At 38.4% G+C, this 23,856-nt stretch carries 15 protein-coding genes and 3 pseudogenes; 10 read left to right on the forward strand and 8 right to left on the reverse strand.

The features are described 5' to 3' along the window. Positions 1 to 12: 12 nt before the first annotated feature. Positions 13 to 852: a 2OG-Fe(II) oxygenase gene (locus CFPU101_RS17535; protein ID WP_242578058.1), complete on the forward strand. Its 840-nt coding sequence runs from the start codon at positions 13 to 15 to the stop codon at positions 850 to 852. Positions 853 to 880: 28 nt separating this feature from the next. Next, a complete protein-coding gene (locus CFPU101_RS17540; RefSeq protein WP_206816630.1) occupies positions 881 to 2,293 on the forward strand; it encodes an O-antigen ligase domain-containing protein in 1,413 nt (470 codons plus the stop codon). Here CFPU101_RS17540 and CFPU101_RS17545 read toward each other — a convergent pair. Further along, positions 2,278 to 3,906: a cyclic peptide export ABC transporter gene (locus CFPU101_RS17545; RefSeq protein ID WP_206816631.1), complete on the reverse strand. Its 1,629-nt coding sequence runs from the start codon at positions 3,904 to 3,906 to the stop codon at positions 2,278 to 2,280. The two genes, CFPU101_RS17540 and CFPU101_RS17545, sit on opposite strands and share 16 nt — an antisense overlap. A gap of 149 nt (positions 3,907 to 4,055) precedes the next feature. Here CFPU101_RS17545 and CFPU101_RS17550 point away from each other — a divergent pair, with 149 nt between their 5' ends. Continuing rightward, positions 4,056 to 5,021, forward strand: coding sequence for a glycosyltransferase family 2 protein (locus CFPU101_RS17550; protein WP_206816632.1), 966 nt, complete (start codon positions 4,056 to 4,058; stop codon positions 5,019 to 5,021). 1 nt (position 5,022) lies between these two features. Here CFPU101_RS17550 and CFPU101_RS17555 read toward each other — a convergent pair whose 3' ends face one another. After that, positions 5,023 to 5,865, reverse strand: coding sequence for a prephenate/arogenate dehydrogenase (locus CFPU101_RS17555; protein WP_206816633.1), 843 nt, complete (start codon positions 5,863 to 5,865; stop codon positions 5,023 to 5,025). Between the two features lie 40 nt (positions 5,866 to 5,905). Here CFPU101_RS17555 and hisS point away from each other — a divergent pair, with 40 nt between their 5' ends. Both hisS and CFPU101_RS17565 read left to right on the forward strand, forming a co-directional pair. Continuing rightward, positions 5,906 to 7,186, forward strand: coding sequence for a histidine--tRNA ligase (hisS, locus tag CFPU101_RS17560; protein ID WP_206816634.1), 1,281 nt, complete (start codon positions 5,906 to 5,908; stop codon positions 7,184 to 7,186). Between the two features lie 43 nt (positions 7,187 to 7,229). Then, positions 7,230 to 7,751, forward strand: a complete 522-nt coding sequence (locus CFPU101_RS17565) for a hypothetical protein (protein ID WP_206816635.1) — start codon at positions 7,230 to 7,232, stop codon at positions 7,749 to 7,751. A gap of 153 nt (positions 7,752 to 7,904) precedes the next feature. Here CFPU101_RS17565 and CFPU101_RS17570 read toward each other — a convergent pair whose 3' ends face one another. Next, positions 7,905 to 9,704: a hypothetical protein gene (locus tag CFPU101_RS17570; RefSeq protein ID WP_206816636.1), complete on the reverse strand. Its 1,800-nt coding sequence runs from the start codon at positions 9,702 to 9,704 to the stop codon at positions 7,905 to 7,907. A 578-nt stretch (positions 9,705 to 10,282) separates the two neighbouring features. Here CFPU101_RS17570 and CFPU101_RS17575 point away from each other — a divergent pair. The 3 genes and pseudogenes from CFPU101_RS17575 to CFPU101_RS17585 form a co-directional block, all read left to right on the forward strand. Then, entirely contained in the window at positions 10,283 to 12,400 is a 2,118-nt protein-coding gene (locus CFPU101_RS17575) for a glutamine synthetase III (protein WP_206816652.1), read from the forward strand. Positions 12,401 to 12,498: 98 nt separating this feature from the next. Further along, positions 12,499 to 12,627 (forward strand): annotated as a pseudogene (locus CFPU101_RS26320) (DUF29 family protein); the annotation flags it as partial. 53 nt (positions 12,628 to 12,680) lie between these two features. Continuing rightward, positions 12,681 to 14,492 (forward strand): annotated as a pseudogene (locus CFPU101_RS17585) (CBS domain-containing protein); the annotation flags it as partial. Between the two features lie 17 nt (positions 14,493 to 14,509). Here the strand turns inward: CFPU101_RS17585 and CFPU101_RS17590 are convergent. The 3 genes from CFPU101_RS17590 to CFPU101_RS17600 are packed head-to-tail and all read right to left on the reverse strand — an operon-like array spanning position 14,510 to position 17,631. After that, positions 14,510 to 15,664 (reverse strand): hypothetical protein, encoded by a 1,155-nt coding sequence (locus tag CFPU101_RS17590; RefSeq protein WP_206816639.1) that lies wholly within the window; start codon positions 15,662 to 15,664, stop codon positions 14,510 to 14,512. Beyond that, positions 15,630 to 17,264 (reverse strand): MBOAT family protein, encoded by a 1,635-nt coding sequence (locus CFPU101_RS17595; protein WP_206816640.1) that lies wholly within the window; start codon positions 17,262 to 17,264, stop codon positions 15,630 to 15,632. Before CFPU101_RS17595 ends, CFPU101_RS17590 begins: the two co-directional genes overlap by 35 nt. A 4-nt stretch (positions 17,265 to 17,268) precedes the next feature. Beyond that, positions 17,269 to 17,631, reverse strand: coding sequence for a DUF1823 family protein (locus CFPU101_RS17600; protein WP_206816641.1), 363 nt, complete (start codon positions 17,629 to 17,631; stop codon positions 17,269 to 17,271). A 2-nt stretch (positions 17,632 to 17,633) separates the two neighbouring features. Between CFPU101_RS17600 and CFPU101_RS17605 the strand changes: the two genes are divergently transcribed. Then, complete coding sequence (locus CFPU101_RS17605) at positions 17,634 to 18,563, forward strand: DMT family transporter (protein WP_206816642.1); 930 nt, start codon at positions 17,634 to 17,636, stop codon at positions 18,561 to 18,563. Positions 18,564 to 18,595: 32 nt separating this feature from the next. Then, positions 18,596 to 20,316, forward strand: a pseudogene (gene lysS, locus CFPU101_RS17610) (lysine--tRNA ligase). A 34-nt stretch (positions 20,317 to 20,350) separates the two neighbouring features. On the opposite strand, the gene CFPU101_RS17615 reads toward lysS, so the two are convergent. Further along, positions 20,351 to 21,667: a protein-glutamate O-methyltransferase CheR gene (locus CFPU101_RS17615; RefSeq protein WP_206816643.1), complete on the reverse strand. Its 1,317-nt coding sequence runs from the start codon at positions 21,665 to 21,667 to the stop codon at positions 20,351 to 20,353. Beyond that, positions 21,664 to 23,850 (reverse strand): GAF domain-containing sensor histidine kinase, encoded by a 2,187-nt coding sequence (locus tag CFPU101_RS17620; protein ID WP_206816644.1) that lies wholly within the window; start codon positions 23,848 to 23,850, stop codon positions 21,664 to 21,666. The genes CFPU101_RS17615 and CFPU101_RS17620 overlap by 4 nt, the downstream gene beginning before the upstream one ends. Between the last annotated feature and the right edge of the window lie 6 nt (positions 23,851 to 23,856).

A 23,856-nucleotide genomic window follows, 5' to 3' on the forward strand; every position in this document is an offset into this window, starting at 1 on the left:
AAGGAAGTGTTTATGAATATTACAGAATTAGACTATTATTTAAACCCAGACTATTTAGAGCAACTATACTCAAAAGATGCTCAAGCTTATGCTCAAGCTAAACCTTTTCCACATATTATTATTGATGATTTTTTGCCTGAAACTATTTTGAATCGAGTTTTAGAAGAATTTCCACAGCCAAGATCAATTGATTGGAAATCATTCAATAACGTTGCAGAGAAAAAACTAGCTTCTAATTCTGAGTTGCAGATGGGGCCATGGACACGCTTATTGTTATATCAACTCAATTCATCGACTTTTATCCAATTTTTAGAAAAACTAACAGGTATTGATGGTCTTATAAGTGATCCACATTTTGTAGGTGGTGGACTTCATCAAATTGAAAGAGGAGGATATTTAAAAATTCACGCTGATTTTAATAAACATCAAAAGCTTAATCTAGATCGACGATTAAATTTATTAATTTATTTAAACAAAGATTGGAAAGAAGAGTATGGCGGTTATTTTGAATTATGGGATCAAGATATGAAAAGTTGTCAAAAACAAGTTTTACCGATTTTTAATCGATGTGTTATTTTTAGTACAACTGATTTTTCTTATCATGGACATCCCGAACCGTTGACCTGTCCTGAAGATCGAACTCGTAAGTCATTAGCTCTTTATTATTATAGTAATGGTAGACCGCCTGAAGAAGTCTCAGAAATTCACTCAACCCTTTTTCAAGCTAGACCAAATGAAGATCTAACAGAAAAATTCTCAGGATTATCTCAAGGAAAAATTTTACTTAAAAAACTCATTCCGCCGATTTTTCTTGAACTTAAACAATTTTTAGATAAAAAAGCTAATCGGTAAAGATTTATTGTGCAGAAAATAAATTTCTATGACTCCTCAAGCTTTATTTGTTCTCATTGCCTGGTTACCACTAACTTTTGCTTTATTTGTTTATTTTCCGCCGCGAAAAGCGATTATTGTTAGTTTCATAGCTGGTCTTCTTTTTCTACCTCAAAGAACAGGGATTGCGCTACCTTTAATTCCAGATTATGCTGGAATGGTAGCCACTTGTTATGGCATTTTATTAGGAATTCTTTTTTTTGATTTTGGGAGTTTTACTAGATTTAAGCCAGGTTGGCTAGATTTGCCCATGTTAATTTGGTGTATCTGTCCTTTCTTTTCTTCAATGACTAATGAATTAGGAGCTTATGATGGTCTTAATGCAAGTCTAACTCAGACAACAAGTTGGGGTTTACCTTATATTCTAGGACGTTTATATCTTAATAATTTGGCTGGACTTAAAGAATTAGCCCTGACGATTGTTAAAGGCGGAATCATCTATGTACCTTTGTGTTTGTTTGAAATACGGATGAGTCCTCAATTACATTATTATATCTATGGTTATTATGCTCACTCTTCAGGAGTTACACAGGCTATTAGAGGAGGCTCTTGGCGACCAAGCGTTTTTATGAGTCATGGTTTAGTATTGGCGATGTGGATGATGGTAGCAGCCCTAATTGCACTTTGGTTGTGGCAGTCGAAAACAATATCTAACATTTGGGGAATCAAAATTAAATGGTTAGTGACTACTTTGATGGTCACTTTGTTATTAATTAAATCGGTTGGAGCTTATATTTATTTTATTATTGGAGTAATCATTATTTTTTCAAGCAAATGGTTGCGTAATAGTCTGATTTTGCTGGTTTTAATTTTTAGTATAAATTACTATTTATTGATTAATCTAACTAATAATTTTGATGGTACTGGCTTAGTTAATTGGGCTTCGCAAAATTTTAATCAAGAGAGAGCGCAATCTTTAGAATTCCGATTAGATAATGAAGTTAAACTCAAAGAAAAAGCTCATCAGAATCCTATTTTTGGTTGGGGCGGCTGGGGACGTAATCGTATTTACCAAGTCAATTGGGATGGTGAATTACAAGATACTTCAGTTACAGATAGTTATTGGATTATTATTTATGGCATTAATGGATTAGTCGGTTTAATTAGTTTTGTATCTTGTTTGTTGCTGCCTGTTGTTTGTTTTGCTTTTTGGCGATATCCCGCAAAAACTTGGTTTAATCCTCATGTTGCTCCTGCGGCTGTGCTTGCTGTATCATTAGCTTTATTTATGCTTGATTCTTTATTAAATGTAACCTACAATCCAACTTTTCCTTTAATTAGTGGTGGTATCACTGGTTTAGTGATGAAAAAACCAGAACAGATCAAATCTTTGAAAACCATTCGCTCTAAATTGAAAACAACTTCTTTAATACCCCAAACTAAAAATCAGACTCCTTCTTGATCATATTCGATTTGACCTGAATTTAATTTAATAATACGATCGGCAACTGAGAAATAGTGATCATCATGAGTAATTGCTAAAACCAGCTTGCCTTTTTTTTTGAGTTGAGGTAAAAATTCTGTATAAAAAATCTTTTTAAAAGTTGGATCTTGATCGGCTGCCCACTCATCAAATAAATAAATTGATCGTTCTTCTAAATAAACGGCTAATAAAGCTAATCTTTTCCGTTGTCCTTGAGAAAGAGCCGTTGTCGAAAAACGCCCATCATTAACTTTAACTTTGTGTTCTAAGTTAAATAATTTAAGATAATATTGAATTTTCTCATTGATATTTTCTACATCAATTCCTAACAGACGATTAAATAAATAGAAATCTGAGAAAATCACTGCAAAATGTTGGCGATACCATTCACGATTAGTTGTATTAATCATCTCTTGGTCTAACCAGATTTCACCGCTATCTGGTGTATATAGTCCAGTAATGATTTTAGCTAAAGTTGATTTTCCGCTTCCATTTCCTCCAATGATAAAGACTATTTCTCCCGCTTGAAATTCTAAATTGATTGGCCCTAAAGTAAAATGCGTATCTTCTATCTCACCCGAATAAATATGTGATATTTCTTTCAATTTTAAATGTTGCCAATCTAGATTAAAGTTCTGTTGGTTGAAGATAATCTCTTCAGTATGATTGCTTAAAGATAAGCCCAATATCTGGAGTTTTTGTAAAGCGACATCGGCTTTAGTAATAATCGGTAGTTTATTAACAATATTTTCAAAAGGCCCTAATAGATAAGTATAAGTTAAGACATAACTCGATAAAGTTACAGGTGAAAGGACAAGAAAATAAGGAATAATAAATAGAACTAAACCAATGGCCCAGAAAAAGACAAATTTACCAACACTATCCGTAAAAGCTAATAAACTTAAACCTCCAATACTATGACTGCGAAAGCGAGAAGCACTATTTTGTAAATCTTCTTGTAAAAAGTCCAGACGTTTTTGCTGATGTAATTTTAATTCTTTAATTCCCTGGGTGAGTGTCCGAAAATCTTCAAAGAGCAAATCTCGATCCTCTCTAGCATATCTGAGCAGCTTTCGACCGCGTTTGAGGAGAAATCGAAAAGCAAATACAGTCAAAAAAGATAAACTAGAAACAATTAAAAAAACTTGCCAAGAAAGCCAAGCAATATAAACAAAACATCCCGTAATAATGGCTAAATTAATCCCTAAAAAGGGTAAAATGTAAACTGCATCTGCGATCGCTTGAATATCATCGGTTAAAGCAGCTAGTAATTGAGATGAACCTGTTTGCTCAAGATAAGTTAGTTCTGATGCTAAAATCTGACGACTCAGACTCATCTGTAATTGAAATACTGCTTCAGTTGAAAGTCGAATCAAAATAACTCGCACTAACCAACTCGTGAATAATGCCGTCAAAGCCAAACCCATAAAGCCTACAATAAGATAGAGGGCTGGCGTAACCGAAAAATTAGCTATCGCATAACTAATTAAAGCAATTAAACCCGCGCTACTGCTACCGCTTAAAATCCCAATGACTAGCGCAGTCAACATTAATCGGCGAGAAGAACGAAATAGAAATTTAATTAAATTCATCTAGTTAGGTTAATTTATAAATAAAAATTATACTAATTAAGATCCATTCACAAATTTAAAAAAGTCTTTTTGATTGTACATCTTGCCAAGAATCTAAATTTGTAAGATAAATAAAACAAACAACTGTAACGACAGAATAAGTTAGAGAAATGACAGCATCAGCACCAAAAATTCTTAATTTTTCAATGGTATTAGAGACAGAAAACCTTGAAACGGCTGATCTTGAAGGAATTATACGATCTCTAGCTTCTCTGGAACATCAAGACATTTCGCCAAAACAAGCTAATGAGGTTTGGTTAATCGAAAGTGGTGATTTACCCCCCGACTTACTGGAACAACTGTTAAATCGATTTCCTTGGATTCAAACCTATCCCGCACCATTAGAAATTACTTACTATGAAGCTAAAATGTTAGGGGCGAAACTGGCGACAGGTGAGATTATTGTCTATTTTGACTCAGATTGTATTTATGAAGCTAATTGGCTCAAAAATATTTTGACTCCTTTTAGCGAAAATTCGGATATACAAATTGTTGCAGGTGAAACGAAAACCAGAGGCGATGATCCCTATGGTACTGCAATGACGTTAATTTATATCTTTCCTCCCTTCTCCAATCAAACCCAATTAAGCAAAACATCGCAATATTTCCTCAATAACGTAGCGTTTCGGCGTGAAGTCTTGTTAGATAACTCAATACCTACAGAAATTGAACTCTATCGCGGTAACTGTGTGATTCATGCTCATTCATTACGTTTGTCGGGTTATAGCATCTGGAAACAACCCCAAGCAAAAGCGACTCATGCACCCCCTGAAAACCTTTCTCATTTTTTCTGGCGATTTCTGCTCATTGGTTATGATTATTACTGGCAGAAGCGGGTACTCTCCAATGATAAATTTAAACAAAATATAGATAATACAGTTTTTGGTACATCTGGAAAATTACAAGCCTTTTCCGAACGAGTTAAAGCCATTCAAAGCAACCCTCGTCATCTCCTCAATTTACCCTTAGCGATCCCCATTGTCATCGCGGCTTTAATGCTGATTTTGATGGGATATCTAATTACCCTGATCAATCCTAACTATTTGCTGCGTTTGTACACCAATCTTACGAAATGAGCTAATCAATAAAATGGGGTCTTGCTTGTTGGGTAGTTTCGAGGGTTTCTTGTAAACTCGACCAATTTTCGGTTTTAATCAGATGAGTTAAATGATCTAAGGTTTGGCGATATTGTTGTAGCGATCGTAATATGGCTTCTTGATTATATCTTGCCATCATCACGCCTAATTCTGGATTACCACCACCAACGCGACTGGTACTTGCAAAACCCGAACTCGCTAACTTTTGTGCGGCTTCTAAGATTTGTGTGTTGGGTTCACTCATGCAAGCATCGATTAAACTGGCACTAATCATTACAGGAAGATGGGAGATCCAAGCCACTGCTTGATCATGCACTTCTGGGGAATATTGAGTATAAACCTCTGCACCGATAGAACTCACTAAATCTGCGAGAATTTGGACGGAATGGGGAGGCGTGTCCAAAGTTGGAGTTATCACATAGGGTCTATTGACAAATAAATTATTTTGTGCTGCATTGATGCCCTGCTCGGCGGTTCCTGCCATCGGATGACCCCCGACAAAATTCGACCATAGTGTAGTACATTGTTGCACAATTGGCGTTTTGACTGAACCCACATCAGTAACAATCGTAGTAGGCTGGAGATATTCGCTTAGTTGTTGCAGGGTAGGGAAAATATAGTGAATGGGTGTACAGATAAAAATGAGATCGGTTTGAGCGACTAATTTCAAATCGGTTGTCGCATGAGTCACCGCCCCGATATTTTTAGCAGTTTGACAAGTGCTTTCTTTTTGAGAGACTCCTAAAACTGTATGTCCTATCGAGCGCAAGTCTAACCCTAATGATCCTCCAATTAAGCCAAGTCCTATAATCCCAATTTTCATGTTTTAATGGTGATCTGTGTCGTGTTGATTATAAGTTGAAATGGCTACGATTCAAGCAATCCGAGGAACAAGAGATATTTTACCCGAAGAAGTGGGTTACTGGCAGCACATCGAAACCGTTGCAACAACGATTTTGAGTAACGCACTCTATCAAGAAATTCGCACACCGATTTTTGAAGAAACATCCCTATTTGAAAGAGGTATTGGAGAGGCGACGGATGTTGTTGGTAAAGAAATGTATACTTTTACAGATCGAGGTGATCGCTCATTAACCCTACGCCCTGAAGGAACGGCGGGAGTTGTGCGATCGTTGATCCAACATAATTTAGCTGCTACTGGAGGGGTACAAAGACTCTGGTACAAGGGGCCGATGTTTCGCTATGAACGTCCGCAAGCGGGTCGTCAGCGTCAGTTTCATCAAATTGGGTTAGAGTTATTAGGGAGTCGAGATCCAAGGGCAGATGTTGAGGTGATCGCTTTGGCTACGGATATTCTATTGACATTGGGCTTAAAAAATCTCAGTTTAAGTCTTAATTCGGTGGGAAATGGAGAAGACAGACAGCGTTATCGAGATGCTTTAGTTAGCTATCTAACGCCATACAAAGATCAACTCGATACCGACTCGCAAGATCGTTTAAATCGTAATCCCTTGCGAATTTTGGATAGTAAGGATGCCAAAACCCAAGAAATCTGTCAAAATGCACCGAGTATATTAGAGTATTTGGGGGAAGATTCCCAAAAACATTTTGATCAAGTTCAGCAGTTATTAAATGATTTAGGGGTTGCTTATCAGTTAAATCCTTCTTTGGTCAGGGGTTTGGATTACTATACTCATACGGCTTTTGAAATTCAATCGGCTGATTTAGGGGCGCAAGCGACAGTCTGTGGTGGTGGGCGATATGATGGATTAATTAGTCAGCTTGGTGGAAGTGATACCCCCTCCATTGGTTGGGCTATCGGTATGGAACGCTTAGTCTTACTTCTGCAAAAACTACAATCTACACCTGTTTTGGTTCCAGATTTTTATATTGTTTCGCGGGGAGAAAAAGCCGAAGCACAAGGATTCGTTTTAGCCCAAAAATTACGCCAAGCAGGTTTAAAAGTGGAGTTAGATTTAAGTGGAAGTGCCTTCGGGAAACAGTTTAAACGGGCGGATCGAAGTGGTGCGATCGCTTGTCTGATCTTAGGAGATGCTGAAGCAGATAACCAAACAGTACAACTGAAATGGATGGCAACCCAAGAACAAACCAGTTTAGCGCAATCCGAGTTATTGAGTGATTTAGATGAATTAAAACAACAACTGACACGGCACAAACCCTAATCTTTTGCCGTCACGAAAGCTAAATTCTGAGCATAGATGACGCATGAATTGGCTATTTTTGATTCAAAGAGAGGGCGGTAAAATATGGCAACCCATCCAAACCTCAACCCTAGAAGTAAATGAATCCAGATATCGTGTCATTGGTCAAACAAATGTAACAAATCTTTGTGTTGAGGTTCGGGTTAATGTTCAACCATTAAATAGGTTAGCTTCTCTTGAATGTCATCAAACCCATTTCCGTCGTACCAATTCTCAGGGACTGATTGTTATTTTGCCCTTTACTTATTTTGATGCGGGTTTATGGGAGTTTAGTTGTTGTTGTGATGTGATGTCAGAATTGTTGGGGGAAACTTGGCGCGTCTCACAAAAAGTTGTCAGTCTGCCGAAAGCAAGTTATTTAAGTTTACCTGACTCTTGTTCTATAGAGACAGAATCTAGTTTACCCTTGGCTGAAGTGTCTCCAACGTTACTCATGTCTTCTCAAAAGATCTTACCCCCAAAACTTAATCCCCCATCTGCTAAACCTACACGAAAATCTCCCCAGTTACCCCATTTTCCTAAATAAAGGTAGTTGAAGTCCCTCACCCCTAACCCCTTTCCCCAAGGCGAGGGAAATTTTAATACAATTTATGTAGCAAAGCTTTCCTCAAAATAGTTCACTATAGCAGCGTGACTCAAAATTATCTTTATATTTAAACTAGCCTACTGAAATTTTAATTTATCGTTGATTTCGTTTGCGATTTTGTTTTTTTCCTTGAAACCACTGCCAAAGTTTAATAAACAATTCTTCGATCCAAAACATCACTTTATCAAACCCGTCTAGAATTCGTTCTAGAAAGTGTTTTTCATATCCCGTCGGTGTGGATTTGATTTCGACCCAATCTGGCCAATTTTGGTCGGGGTGGCTATCGTAGGAGGTCGGAAAAGGCTGATGGACAATCTCAGGTTTTTTTTGCTCAACAGATGCCGTTAAAGGGGCTACAGGGGCAATAGACTGGGGTTTAGGCGCAACTTTTCGAGGGGGGATAGGGGAAGGTCGTTTGATTTGAGGTTGTTGGGTAGGTTGCGGTAATGCTTGGGGTGCAGGAGGTAAAGCGGTGACAAGTTGCGGTTCTAAAGCGGAAAATGCAGTCTTGGGGTCTCCACGCCACTCCCCACAACGGGGGGAACCCCCGCAAAGGGGTGGCTCCCAAGTAGAGCAATTTTCCAAGACAGAAGATTGTTTAATGTCGGTAGTGGGTGTAAAGATGTCATTCCATGTGAGCCAAGGATCTTGTACTGGGGGTTCTGATTGGGTGGGTAATGCTTGGGGTGTGGTTTCTTCTTTGGCAAGGTAATATGAAAGGGCGGATTTAATTAGAACCTGAATCTTAAACGGATCGGATTCTGGATCGGTGGATTCAGGGATATGATCATTAATACGATCGCCTACAGTATATAACCAGTCAGATCCTTTTTCTTTAGCTGCTTCTAAAAGTTTTTGTCCTTTTTCTGCACCTGGTATAATAAAAGATTTACCATCGGATGTCGAGAGTTCTTGCAGTGTTGAACCAAAGAAATAAGCAACCGCAGCCCTTATTAAAACTTGAATTTTCCAAGTAGGTGAATTAGAAAGATCAGTAGAGGTTTGGGTTAGGGTGCGTTGTACCCATTGGGTTAGGGAAATTAAGTCTTGTTCTTCAATAACAGCTAGTTTTTCATCAAGACGTGTCAGTAGAGGAGGCAATAACTCAGATGATGAGGGTTCTAGCGGAACGAGAGAAGATTCACCAAATAAGTTAATTTCTTTGGCGATATCACTGGTTTGTTCCCATCGCATAATCCGCCAAAACCATCGTACAGGGGGAAGGACATTCGGCCAAGTTTTTCTAAAACTCGGCATGAGTCCTGGTGTATTGCGTTGTGCGTTAAAACGTAGTCTAACTTCGTACCAATAGTTCGCTATTTCTAAACATATCCGATCTTCTAAAGTTTTTTGTTGCTCGTCTGTGAAAACATCTAAAATTAGATTTCCATTAGTAACAAGGGCTAACCGATGATCTTCTAATAAAGAGACAATTCCCTGTATTTTAAATGTTTCAGGGACTAGAGTAGAAACTGGGGTTTCAAAAACCGTTAAAGCTGAGGGGTTTTGGAGATCTAAAAAAGGGTCTTGTGAATAAATTTTGAAACGAGATAAAAAATCAGCGATTGATGTTTCGTCCTCTGGTACTGTGAGATGAATTGACTCTAAAACCCGTTCTGTGGGCGAAAGTAATTCTGCAGGTTGTTGTTTCTTCAGACGGCTGGCAATTAAACGAGGAACCTTTCTGACACTTTGTTTTAGCTGACGTTGGGCAAACCGTCCCGCTTGTACCACCAAATAGACGGGATACAATAAGATTTGTAAACCCCATTCTACAGAAGTTTGAGCCGCATTACGCCAAGCGACTCCCGCTTGATCTTTGATTCGGATCGAATAACGATTCAGAAAGTTAAAAAAGCGACTTTTATAGGGACGGTCAGAAGATGAAGACATCGCACTGCACAAAGGATACTACCTGCTCTATCTTAACTCGACACAAGTCATCTGTACTTGTCTCCTAACAAAACGGCCTTTCTTCAGGTGAGCTTTTTTGATAATCATTCTAGGATAAATGTTATGGTTACTAGACATTTCATTCAATACTGAAAAATCATTAAATTAAATTTTGACAAAGAAGAGAAAACCATTATAATCCATAAAGTTTTTGCTATCATTTAACTCCCTTTTGTTAAAGTAATGAGACATTGGGGAGTTATTTTCTAAATCTTAATCTTTTTTTAGGATTTAAGTTTCGGTATAAATCAGAACTTAACTAAATAACGGATGATGTTGATTTGATCGGACTTGACGACGCTCAATCCTGAGTTTTAGTAAAGATATACACCTATTAGCCACCCCCAAAAAACGAGTTAAATACATCTTTGTCACTTTAAGTTGGTATCTTTTTTACCTATTTTGGAAATCTGTCTCCAGTATGATTGATTGACTAAAAAACATCAGTAGAGGTAATAGCCGTGAGTGGAAATGAGTCACGAGTTCAAGCAATTTATCAGATTACCAATCGTGAGCCGATGCCCCCAAAAGCTCCCAAAAAATTAGAGGAATTGTGGGCTACAGATGTTTTTACACTGAGTAAAATGCAAGAATGTCTCCCTAAAAGCATTTTTAAATCTCTAAAAAACACCATTCAATCTGGGGAACAGCTTGATAGCTCAGTTGCCGATGTAGTCGCCGTTGCGATGAAAGATTGGGCGATTTCTAAAGGTGCGTTATATTATGCTCACGTCTTTTATCCTTTGACCAATGCCACCGCAGAAAAGCATGATGGTTTTGTTTCAGTACAAAGTGATGGCTCAGTTATCTCTGAATTTACAGGAAAATTATTAGTACAGGGCGAACCCGATGGTTCCTCTTTCCCTAATGGTGGTATTCGTTCTACCTTTGAAGCGCGAGGCTATACCGCTTGGGATGTCACTAGCCCTGCGTTTATCATGGAAACTGATAACGGTTCAACCCTTTGTATTCCTACGGTTTTCGTCTCATGGACAGGTGAAGCATTAGATAAAAAAACACCTCTCTTGCGTTCTAATGCAGCGATGAACAAAGCCGCTACTAAAGTGTTGAAACTGCTTGGAAACCAAAACGTTGCACCTGTTAATTCGAGTTGTGGTGCAGAACAAGAATACTTTTTAGTCGATGCTAACTTTGCGAATAGCCGTCCAGACTTATTACTAGCAGGTCGTACCCTATTTGGGAAACCTTCGGCCAAAGGTCAACAATTTGATGACCATTATTTTGGTGCCATTCCCGAACGAGTTCAAGTCTATATGCAGGATGTAGAAGAACGTTTGTATCGGTTGGGCATTCCAGCGAAAACCCGACATAACGAAGTTGCCCCAGGACAGTTTGAAATCGCCCCATTTTTTGAGGCGGCCAACGTGGCAACCGATCATCAACAATTACTGATGACTATCCTACGCAACACCGCCAAAAAACATGGTTTAGTGTGTCTACTTCATGAAAAGCCGTTCGCAGGTATTAATGGTTCTGGGAAACACGTTAACTGGTCGGTAGGTAATCCTACTCAGGGAAATCTATTAGATCCAGGTGATACTCCTCACTCTAATGCACAATTCTTAGTCTTCTGTGGTGCGGTTATTCGTGGTGTACATAAATATGGCCCTTTGTTACGGGCAGTTGTTGCGACGGCAAGTAATGACCACCGTTTGGGTGCAAATGAAGCTCCACCCGCTATTATATCGGTCTATTTGGGTTCGCAATTAGAAGATGTATTTGAGCAAATTCGCCAAGGAGAGGTTACGGGTTGTAAGACTAAAGGGGTGATGAATATCGGTGTCGATACTTTACCCGTATTTGCTAAAGACCCTGGTGACAGAAACCGTACCTCACCTTTTGCCTTTACAGGAAACCGTTTTGAATTTCGTGCAGTGGGTTCGGGGCAGTCTGTCGCAGGGCCTCTAGTTGCAATGAATACCATCCTAGCTGATTCTTTAAATTGGATAGCCCTGAAGTTAGAAGCTGAGTTAGCCGCAGGATGCGAACTGAATTCCGCCATTCATAAGATACTCAAAGAAGTAATGGATGAACATGGTGCAGTGGTCTTTAATGGCAACGGATATTCTAAAGAATGGCACCAAATGGCAGTTGAAGAACGGGGGTTAGCGAACTTACGGACGGCTGCTGATGCGTTACCTGTCCTCAAACAAGAATATATCGAAGAACTGTTCAATAAAATGGGCGTTCTTTCTCCAGTTGAACTCGCTAGTCGGTTTGAAACCTATTCCGAGCAATATATTAAATCAATAGAGGTAGAGGCTAAATTGGTGATTAGTATCGCTAAAACCGCCATTTATCCCGCAGCAACGCGCTATTTATCTGAACTTTCTAACACAATTCTGAGTCTAAAAGAATTAGGACTTGATTTTGATACCGAGAGTATTGAGAAAGTATCCTCACTCACTAAATCGATGATGGACTTGGTTAGTAAACTCAGTTTAGCCTTAAGTCAGCACGATTTTGATTCTCCTGAAGAACATATGCAGTATCTTGCGAAAACCATCCGCCCTTTAATGGATAGTGTACGCGAATACGTCGATGCTCTAGAAGGTGAAATAGCAGACGATTTATGGCCGTTACCCACCTATCAAGAAATGTTGTTTATTAAATAGATGTGACCTCACCCCAACCCCTCTTCTAACCAGGTAGAGGGGCTTTTAAATCCACATTAAACTACAATTTAATTAAGTAGTTCAATTCGGTAACTCATATGACTGAAACTCTGTATAACCAAGATTTTCAGATTTGGCTCGAAAATACGATCGCATCACTCAAAAATCGTGATTTTAATACGCTAGACGTAGAAAACTTAATTGAGGAACTGACAGAGTTGGGGAAATTGAAACAAATTTTAGACGAAGATTTTTTTTTACCCATCAACCCGATAAACCGCCCACCACAAAAAAGATAATGTCATCTCCTGTTCGTACCATTCGCCCAGAAACCACCATCGAACAAGCACAAATAATTTTATTTCGCTATGGACATTCGGGGCTTTCTGTGGTAGACCAAAGTGATCAATTAGTTGGGATTATTTCTCGACGAGATTTAGACTTAGCGTTACATCATGGGTTTAGTGATGCACCAGTCAAAGCATACATGACGCGCAACCTCAAAACCATTACCCCAGATACTCCCCTATCCGACATCGAAGCCTTGATGGTAACTTATGATTTAGGGCGTTTACCCGTTGTCGAAAATGGGCAGTTAGTGGGAATTGTAACCCGTACTGATGTACTACGAGAATTGTATCAAGAACGAGAAAAGAAGAGGACAAGACTGCGTCGTCGCACAGCGCAGCTTGATATGTCCGTAACGAATCAAAGCAGTGAAAATCCTTTACTTTCCTGTCTTCTTCCTTCAATACAGGAAAAACTCGCGCCGACACTTTGGCATTTTTTAGAACAAGCAGCCACCGCAGCACAAGAAAGAGGCTGGCATTTATACTTAGTGGGTGGGGCAGTACGAGATTTATTGTTATCCAGTTCAAGTAATACACTTTTACTACAAGATCTTGATTTAGTTGTTGATGGTTTTCATCAATCCGCCGATGTGGGTGCAGGTGTAGAATTAGCCAATAGGTTACGAGAAATTTATCCACAAGCAAAGTTATCCATACATGGAGAGTTTCAAACGGCCGCTTTGTTATGGCATAAAGATCCTAATTTGGGTTCATTATGGGTAGATATTGCGACTGCGAGAACCGAATTTTATCCCTATCCTGCTGCTAACCCTGAAGTTGAAGCGAGTTCTATTCGACAAGACTTGTATCGTCGTGATTTTACCATTAATGCTTTAGCAGTCCGTTTAACGTCTCCATCCGAAGGCGAATTATTAGACTATTTTGGCGGGGTGTTAGATTTAAGATCCCATCAAATAAAAGTATTACACAGCAATAGTTTTATTGAAGATCCGACACGGATTTATCGGGCGGTGCGGTTTGCTGTTCGATTAGGATTTAAGATAGAAGCTAGAACACAAGAGTATATCCGTTTTGCGGTCGAGAGTGGAATATATGAGCGTCTCAGAGAAGCGAATCATCCTGCACCTGCTTTAACCACACGTCTAAAAGCCGAGTTAAAATACATCTTAGCGGCTCCCTATTGGAAAGGTGCAATACAGTTATTAGATCATTTAAAAGCCTTAAAATGTTTGCATTCGGATTTACTTCTCACAGATGAATTAGAATGGCAGTTACGTTATCTGAGTCGTTGGTTAAAAATTTTAGCTCCAACTGAGCATTTAGAACATTGGTTGATGCGTTTAGAAGTCTTAATTGCATCATTGAATCCAACGGAAAGAGTTAAAATAGCCAATTACTTACAATTGCCCAAAGATAGTATAGATCGACTACAGCAACTAGGGACAGTAGAACAGGAGATACAAGAACAGTTATCGATTAATCTAAAAAAAAGTGAAGTCGTTTTATTATTGCGTCGTTACAAACTTCCCACTTTAATCATCATCGCTTGTCGCAGTCATCCCGAAAACCGTCAGCTGATTTGGTCACACATTACAAAATGGTCAAAAACACAAGCCCCTATCGATGGCAATGATCTTAAAAAAATGGGTTATAAACCGAGTCCTGAGTTTAAAGAGATTTTGGATCGTTTATTATGCGCTACCTTAGATGAAGAGATTAAAGATAGAATGGCGGCTGAAGAATTTGTTAGAGTGAATTATCCGCAGATGAGCGCAAATTAAATTTAAGGTAATCCGATTTACTTTTGATTTTGTTCAATAACATTGAAAACAGCCTGAGCAATTTTTTGATTAGCTTCTAGGGTAAAATGTCCATCACCGACGAAATTATTTTGATCAGTGGGTGAAACAATTTGATGAGTACTTACATAAGGAATAGATTCAGCTTCTAATGTTGTTTTAAGAGCTTGAAAAAGATGATCATCGTATCCTTGATCATTTAGTAATAAAACAATTGGTAATTTTCCGTCAGCTTGAGCCGTTTTAGAAAATTCTTGTATCATTAATTTTAAAACAGCGATTCCTTCCCAATCTAAGTTAAATCCTTTTTCGGTATGAATCCGACGATTAACAGAAAATTTAAAATTTTGACTAAACGAGCGTCGAATTAGGCGAATCATTGAAGATGAATCTAAAAAGTTTTGATGAAAAGTAAATAAATTATAAAATCGATCATTTTGTTGAAGTTGTTGAATAAATTCTTGCCTTTTTAAAGGTTCTTTTTTAGCTTCACGTAGATCTATTAAAGAATTGATTTTAGGTTGAATTGCTATTAATTTTTGCTCTTTAATCTGATATTTAGGATAAGTAAATGAGGGTGGAACTTCTGCCCCCCAAGTCATTCCAGACATTGTATCTAAACCTTGAACACTAGATGCTAAGATAGCAAAAATAACAACATTTGCCTGATTGTATTTTCGGTCTAGAAGATAAGCAGAAAATGAATGATTAGGAGGTGCAGCAGGCCCAGCAATTAAGCGTAAAGTTAAATTAGGATCTATTTTTTTCATTGCTTCACAAACTTGATTAGAAAATGACATTCCGTATGAAGCAATTAATAAATTTTCTTTTTTTTCGGGTTGAGATGGTAATTTTTTCCAGTCTTGAGGTTGTAGCCATCCAGCTTGAGATAAAAGCGAACTTTTTTCATCTGTTTCCCCCAATTGTCGAAAAACTTTCCCTTCGATTGATCTTCCATAGTCAAAGTATAAATTTAATTGACCAGGTGAAATATTTAGTGGATCAGAAGGATAGGGAAATAAAAGATTAATTCCAATATCAAATAAAGCCAAACAAAACATAAACCAAAAGCTAGTTTTAATGACTTTAATTACTTTTTGAGGAAATTTAATTTTATTCTTAGAATTGAAAATAGATAAATTGTTCTGGCGCATTACTCATTCCCATAAAAATTACTAAAGTTAACAAAGCATAAAAAGCGCCCCTAATAAAAGAAGGGTAGGACAAATAAAAACGAGGATTTTTATGTAAATATTCTAGAATTTCATAAAATATTAGCAAAGGTAAACCAATTAATCCCGCTAAACTTGGTTTCTGTATTGTATAAGTGAATTCACCAAAATGGGTCAATAAAATTTGTGTAAATTGGCTAATTTGTTCAAAGGAACTTGCTCTAAATAACAACCAACCATAAAAAGTTAATATAAAAAATATTCCCGTTTTTAATAAAAACTTAATATTAAAAACTTTCTCACTATATGTAATATCTAAAACTCGATAAATACACAGTAAGAACCCATGATAAAAACCCCATAAAACAAAATTCCAAGCTGCACCATGCCATAATCCACCTAAAACCATTGTGAGCATTAAATTAATATAAGTTCTATTTTTACTCTTCTTATTTCCACCAAGTGGAATATAAAGATAATCTCGCAACCAAGTTGATAAACTAATATGCCAACGTCGCCAAAATTCACTAGGTGTTTGAGAAAAATAAGGTAAATTAAAGTTTCTCATTAACTCAAAACCTAATAACTTAGCAACACCTCTAGCAATATCAGAATAAGCCGAAAAATCACAGTAAATTTGAAAAGTAAATAAAAGAGTTGCCAGAACAACATCTAGCCAAGAAACATAACCTGTATTACCATAGACTGAGTTTACTGAGATGGCTATACTATCAGCGATCGCAATTTTTTTAAATAATCCAAATAATATTAAAAATAATCCTCTCATTGATTCATCAAAATCTAAAGTGCGAGGTTTTAAAATGCGGGGTAATAACTCAGAAGCTCTTTCAATTGGCCCTGCTACTAATTGAGGGAAAAACGATAAATAGAGAGCAAAATCAAAAAAATGATCTGTGGCTTGAAGTGACTTTCTATAAACATCAATTGTATAACTCATTGTTTGAAAAGTATAAAAAGATATTCCCACAGGTAAAATGATATTGAGTTGAAAAAAATCAGCTTCTATTCCCAAAGCAGATAAGGCAGTTTTAGCACTTCCAATAAAAAAATTAAAATATTTAAAGAAAAATAAAATACCTAAGTTGGCACAGATGCTAATTAGTAAAACAACATGGCGACGCTTAGAATCTATTAAACGAACCAAATAAGGATAAATTAAATTAACAATTCCTAAAATTAGTACAATACTGCCAAACAATTGCCACAATAATTGATTTTGCGGAAAGAGTTGACCCCATTTAATCGAAAAATTGAAAGGTAAAAACTGAAAAGTTACAGCTTGCCATTGTATTAATAAAAAGAAAAAAGCTGCTAAAAAAACTGTTAAACAAGGAATTAAACGCTCCTTTAAAGTTAATCGGCCTCTTTCAATCACTAAACTACAACAAAAATCTAACGCCGTTGTTAAAATAATCAAAAATAAAAAGCGTTTATCCCACCAGCCATAAAAAATGTAACTTGCTACAAGCAACATTACATTTTGTCCTCGAAAAGGTAAAAAACGATAAAGAATATAGACAATTAACAAAAAAATTAAAAATTCAACCGAATTAAATAGCATTTAATTAATGAGATTCCATATAACTGAGTAACCAATTTGCTGCGGTTGCGCGACGGGTTTCTATTGGGCTAAATTCACCAATTTTATAACCCTTAAAACCTAATTTCTCTTTTAATAGTTGTTTATGTTCCCTTTGAATAGAACGAGTTAACTTTACAGTGGGGGGGCGTTCAGCGATAAAATCAGGAGGATTGGGATATTCATTTCGCCATTCTTCAGCAACGTTACTATTATCCCAAGTTTGACTCACTTCATCATAACGATAGCCCAAACAGTGCCAAACTAAACCATTTACGGTTTGATTATCAATTTCTTTATTTAAAATCGCCCAAATGGTATCAGTATTTAAAGGTGGTAAATGAGACATCAATGAAAACTCCCTCAGTTTGGCAAGTTGGAAGTATATTAATTATCGGTGTTTTAGCGATCGCAATGACGGCTATTTTTATTCGTCTTGCTACCGATACAGCACGAATCAAAGGAGTCGGTTTTAGTCTTTTCCTTGCGGCTTCCCGATTAATTATAGCAGCAGTGATTCTTTTACCGACTTGGAAAAGCTTAAAACAGCAGAAAGTCCCCAGAAATGCCTATTATTACTCAATAGCAGCAGGATTTACCCTAGCGTTACATTTCGCAACGTGGATCACATCACTTTCTTATACGTCTATCGCTGCATCAACTGTTTTAGTTACAACTAACCCGATATGGATCTCTATTTTGTCTTGGATCGGGTTTAAAGAGACAATTACTAAAACGACTATTTTTGGTATATTGATTGCTTTTTTGGGTGGGGTGTTGGTTGCGTTTGGGGACAATGCAGCAAGTTCTAATTATTCTAACCCGTTACTCGGAAATTTCTTGGCTTTAATCGGTGCAATGATCGTGAGTTTTTATTTTCTCTTAGGTAGAGAAGCCCAAAGAAAAGGTTTAAGTACAAAACATTATATCACTGTGGCTTATAGTGCGGCAGCGATCGTACTTTTCCCTTTACCCTTTTTGTTTGGAACCCGTTATACAGGATATCCGAACGAAGTTTATCTGTATGTCTTTTTAATGGCGATTTTCTCCCAATTAATCGGACATACTAGCTTTAATTGGGCAATACGTTGGATCTCTCCGATATTGGTGTCATTGGCTATCTTGTTTGAACCCATCGGCGCAAGTTTTTTCGGATATCTGATTTTTGGGGAAATACCATCAAATATCGTGCTTTTGGGGGGCTTTATTTTGCTCTTTGGTGTTGCTATTGCTGTGATTGGGACTCGTAACCCGATCGCGTCTGAGCCTGACAAGATATAATCAATAAGACTGATAGTTATTCTAAGGTACCGATGTCGTCTCAAAACTCCCCAAACGATCCCAAATCTGGATCTAGTTTAGAAGAAATTCGCGCTGCACGTTTAGAAAAAGTCGAACAACTCAAACAACAGGGTATTACGCCCTATGCGTATAAGTGGGAAGTTACCGAAAATGCGGCACAGTTACAGGAACAATATACTAATCTAGCGAATGGGGAGGAGATCGAAACAGAAGTATCGATCGCGGGGCGCATTATTGCCCGTCGTATCTTCGGTAAACTGGCTTTCTTTAATCTACAAGACGAAACGGGAACGATTCAACTTTATTTAGACAAAAAACGCATCACCGAAAAAATGGCAGATACACCCAATGCGTTTAATACAATAACGAAGCTAACGGATACAGGCGATATACTAGGGGCAAAGGGAACGATTAAACGTACCGAAAAAGGTGAACTATCCATCGTTGTTAATGAATATGCCATTTTAACGAAGTCTTTGTTACCGCTACCCGATAAATGGCATGGTTTAACTGATACTGAAAAACGCTATCGTCAGCGTTATGTTGATCTAATTGTAAATCCTGAAGTCCGTCAAACCTTCCGACGACGCGCCCAAATTACTGCATCTATCCGTCGTTATCTCGATGAACAAGGTTTTATCGAAATTGAAACACCAGTATTACAAAGCGAAGCGGGTGGGGCTGATGCACGTCCCTTCGTCACGTATCATAATACCCTAGAGATGGATCTGTATCTACGAATTGCAACCGAATTACACCTGAACGGTTAATTGTTGGTGGGTTTGAAAAAGTATTCGAGTTAGGGCGCATTTTCCGCAATGAAGGGGTTTCGACAAGACATAACCCAGAATTTACCTCGATTGAAATCTATCAAGCCTATGCCGACTATCAAGATATGATGGTCTTAACCGAAAATATTATTACTAAAGCCGCCCAAGACGTTCTAGGAACCCTAAAATTATCTTACCAAAACCAAGAAATCGATCTAACTCCCCCTTGGCGACGGGTGACGATGCACGAATTAGTCACCGAAAAAACAGGATTGGATCTCACCCAATTCAGCAACTTTGAAGAGGCTGCATCCGCTGCGAAAAATGCTTCGATTAACGTCCCTGATGACTGCAAAACCATCGGAAAGCTATTAAGTGAAGCTTTTGAACAAAAGGTTGAAGAAAGCCTAATACAGCCCACATTCGTCATCGATTTCCCTGTCGAAATCTCACCACTGGCTAAACCCCATCGAGAAAAAGCGGGATTAGTGGAACGTTTTGAATTATATGTCGTGGGAAGAGAGTTAGCCAATAGTTTTTCTGAGTTAACCGATCCCATTGATCAACGAGAAAGACTAGAATTACAAGCAGCGAAAAAAGCCGCAGGGGATCTAGAGGCGCAAAGTGTTGATGAAGATTTTCTGATTGCCCTAGAATATGGAATGCCCCCAACAGGTGGTTTAGGAATTGGGATTGATCGCCTAATCATGTTACTCACCGACTCTGCAAGTATCCGCGATGTCATTGCTTTCCCATTACTCAAAAACCAGAGTTCATCGATTAAATCGTTTGATTACGATGCAGAAAAAAAAATCCTAAAAATTGAATTTCCTAACGGTTCAATCTATTTGTATCATGATGTGCCAGAAAATATCTTCCAAGAATTAAAAGATGCACCCTCAAAAGGACAATATTTTAATGCAAGGATACGGGAGCAATTCGGTTTTGATCGAGAAATGTAAAATTATGTTAAATGTTATTGACAAATTTTCAAACTTATGATTTTTTTTCACTGAATATCAAAATGGCTCCGAGCAAAGTCTTTTTCTTGTCGTAGACAGGTACGATCGAAATATCAAGATACTTTGTGTCTGTAGCAGTACTCCATTCGACATCAGTTAAAGTGACTCGATGAGGATTTTCATAGAACGTTTTCATTTCTCCGACTAACTTCCCCGGTTCGAGTTGATTAAAAGGAAGGTTCCAATCATTTAAAGTTAAGCTAAATAGCACATTAGCTGATTCGTTCGTACTAACTAAACGCTCATTGAGATTAATTGCAATTTGAGCCAAAGGATTCATCTCGAATGCCGTTTGCCAAAAAGAGTTCTTAATGTCTAGCCGTTCCTTACTTCTTGAGCCGTGTAGTTTAGGATTAATTAACAAGTGATCATTGAGTTCTAGATCTAAACCTTTGGCATAAATGCGGTGTTTAAAACTAACTGGCGTAAAAATAGGTCTATTATTAAAGATCGATTCTGCTTTCCCCAGAAAAAGAAAACCCGTGTCTTTGAGTGCAAAATGAAAGCGGACAAAAATAGTTGCTTGATACTCTGGTGTGAAATAGATTAAAACATTGCGACAAACCAGCAAATCGATCTTTGATATAGGCGCATTTTTCATCAAATCATGACGAGCAAAAATAATTGTGCGGCGTAGTTGTAGATTAAATGTATAGCCTTGTTTGTCATGGTGAAAATATTTTTCAAGCAGATAGGGTGAAAGACCTGTTAATTCTGTGGCGTGCTGCTGGTGTGCGTTCTCGGCATAGCCGAGTGCTGTTGACATCACTAATGTTGGCTCATCATTGAGCGGTAACTCTCGAACGGGGGTGCTTGGATAAGTTGCTTGTCGTGCTTGTTGAATGGCTTCTTCATCGACATCCGTCGCGTAAAACTGAACTCGCTTTAAACAAGATTCAATCCCTAATATTTCCGCCCATAGCATCACAAGACTATACACTTCTTTACCAGAAGAACACCCCGCACTCCAGACTCGGATCGGTTCATCAGACTGTTTGCTGACGATGATTTGGGGAATGATTTCCGTTGCCAAGTATTCCCAAGATTCTGGATCACGGAAAAAACCAGTATAGTTAATTAAAACAGTATTGAGCAGCGTTAGCCATTCTTCTGAATTGTTCTGTAAATATTCTAAGTAATCTTGATAGTTATCAATTTTCAATTGCAGCATTCTGGCTTGAAACCGCCGCATCAAGGAGGAGCGTTTATAGCCTGTTAAATCACAACCTCGACTATTCTTAAGGTAATTTAATAAAATGTCTAATTCTTGATTGGCTTGAGATAGATTCATAGCACATCTTCTTTGTTGACATCACACTCATCATTTAAAAGCGGTAGCCTGACCTTAAAAGTTGCGCCTTGTCCTTCTCCTAAACTTTCAACATGAATCGTTCCTTTGTGAAGTTCGACCAAGTAGCGAGCGATCGCTAATCCTAACCCCAGTCCACCCGATGAATCGGATTGGGCTTGACGGAAACGATCAAAGACATGAGGCAAAAATTCAGCACTGATGCCAATTCCCGTGTCTGTAATCGATATTTCAGCGCAAGAAAAATCAACGACATCCAGACTTTTAATAACTGAAAGTTTAACACTAATACTGCCTAACTCTGGCGTAAATTTAATTGCATTAGTCAGCAGATTAGAAAGTATTTGCTGAAGTCGATCCTGATCGCCTAATACTAAAACATTTTCTGGCATTTTCTCCCACTTGATCAAGTTCTGTTGTTCGACGGCGACCAATTGCCGAGCCGATCTAACCACCGTTTCAATCAACGATTTGAGTTCAACAGGCTGTAAATTAAGCCCTATTTTCCCTGCCGTGATCCGAGAAAGATCAAGCAAATCTGAGATGAGTTTAGCTTGTACACAGGCATTCCGTTCAATTGTTTCTAAAGATCTCATTAACAACATCGGACTCGGAGGCTGAGTTCGCAGTAACCGTGACCAACCAAGAATCGCAACTAGGGGCGACTGAAGTTCATGGGAAATCATCGCTAAAAACTCATCTTTCATCTGGCTGGCTCGTTCTGCTTCAAGACGGGCCGCTTGTTCAAAAGAAAGTTGATTACGCTCTACTTCGGCTTGTTTGCGCTCAGTAATATCGAGAATCACGCCGATAACCCGATTAGCGCGGCGTTGTTGCCCCTCACCCGTAAAAAAGACACAACCTTTATCAATCACCCAACGTACTGTACCATCCGTCCGAACCATCCGAAATTCATGCTCATAAGGGCCTGGTGCGTCGGGACTAAGATATTGACTAAATAGGTTAAAGATGCGCTTGTGATCATCAGGGTGAATATATTTCGGCAATTGCTCAAAGGTAATTTCTACATTCTCATCCAAGCCGTGCATTGACTTTAAAATAGAAGACCATTGACATTGACCCGTCTGCGGATCGAAATCATATGTACCGAAATTAGCCGCATAGGAAGCCAGCCGAAGCCGTTCCTCGCTAGTCCGAAGCAATTCCTCGGCTCGTTTATTCTCAGTGATATCAATAATATATTCTACAGCTTCATCATCATTAAGTTGGGATGCTGCAAACAAACCCCACCAGCGCGAACCATCTTTACGGATATATTGTTTTTCATATGGAATTGTCCGCCCTTGAGTTAAAATCTCTTGGATCGCTTGCTGGGTTTGGGGCATGAACTCAGGAGGTGTCATTTTGTCCCAGCGTATCCGCCCTGCCACTAAATCTTCACGACTGTAACCACTCATTTTTAAAAAAGTATCGTTAGATTTGGTAATGCTACCATTGGTTCTAAAGAAAATTACACTAACCGTTTCAATAGCGATCGCTTGTTGTAGACGTTTTTCTGATTCGCGCAAAGCCGCTTCAACTTTTTGATGCTTGATGATTCTAGCCTCTAAAGCAAGATTTGCGGACAGTAATTCTTGAGTTTGTCGCTGATTTAAAAGGAGAGTAGTTGCTGTAAAGTCAGCTAAACTGGTCATCACCCGCACATCTTCCGAGTCAAAGCGTTGCTGTTCATCATGAGATAAAATCCAGAGTGTGCCAAGAGACTGATGATTAGCTATCAGGGGTAGCACCAAACCTTCAACAATAACGGGTCTAGCTACTTGAAAATAGGTAAAATATCGTTCGGGATAGGAATAAAGCTGAGGACTATTGCGTTCTAAACACACTCCGCAGGGGCTAAAATCAATAGGCGTTGTGTCACCTTCATACTGTTCTAAGGCTCCCGCGAGTGCCACCCAACGAAAAACTTTTATACCCGTCGGTAGCACTTCAATGAGGCTAACACCTGCCGTTCCTGCCGAGCATAGTTCAAGTGCCATTTTGACAAGGCTTTGTAGCATGATTTCAGGCTGATTCACCATTTGCCGTATCAGGATGTGCATCGCCTGATTTTCTGCCTCTAAGTTGGCAAAACGGTGCGATCGCTTCAATAATTCATCGGTAATAATTACATCATTTAATGTAACGGGTTTGGGTTTTGGCATCGAACT

The organism is Chroococcus sp. FPU101, from assembly GCF_017312365.1.
In the GTDB taxonomy this organism is placed as follows: Bacteria; Cyanobacteriota; Cyanobacteriia; order Cyanobacteriales; family Microcystaceae; genus Chroococcus.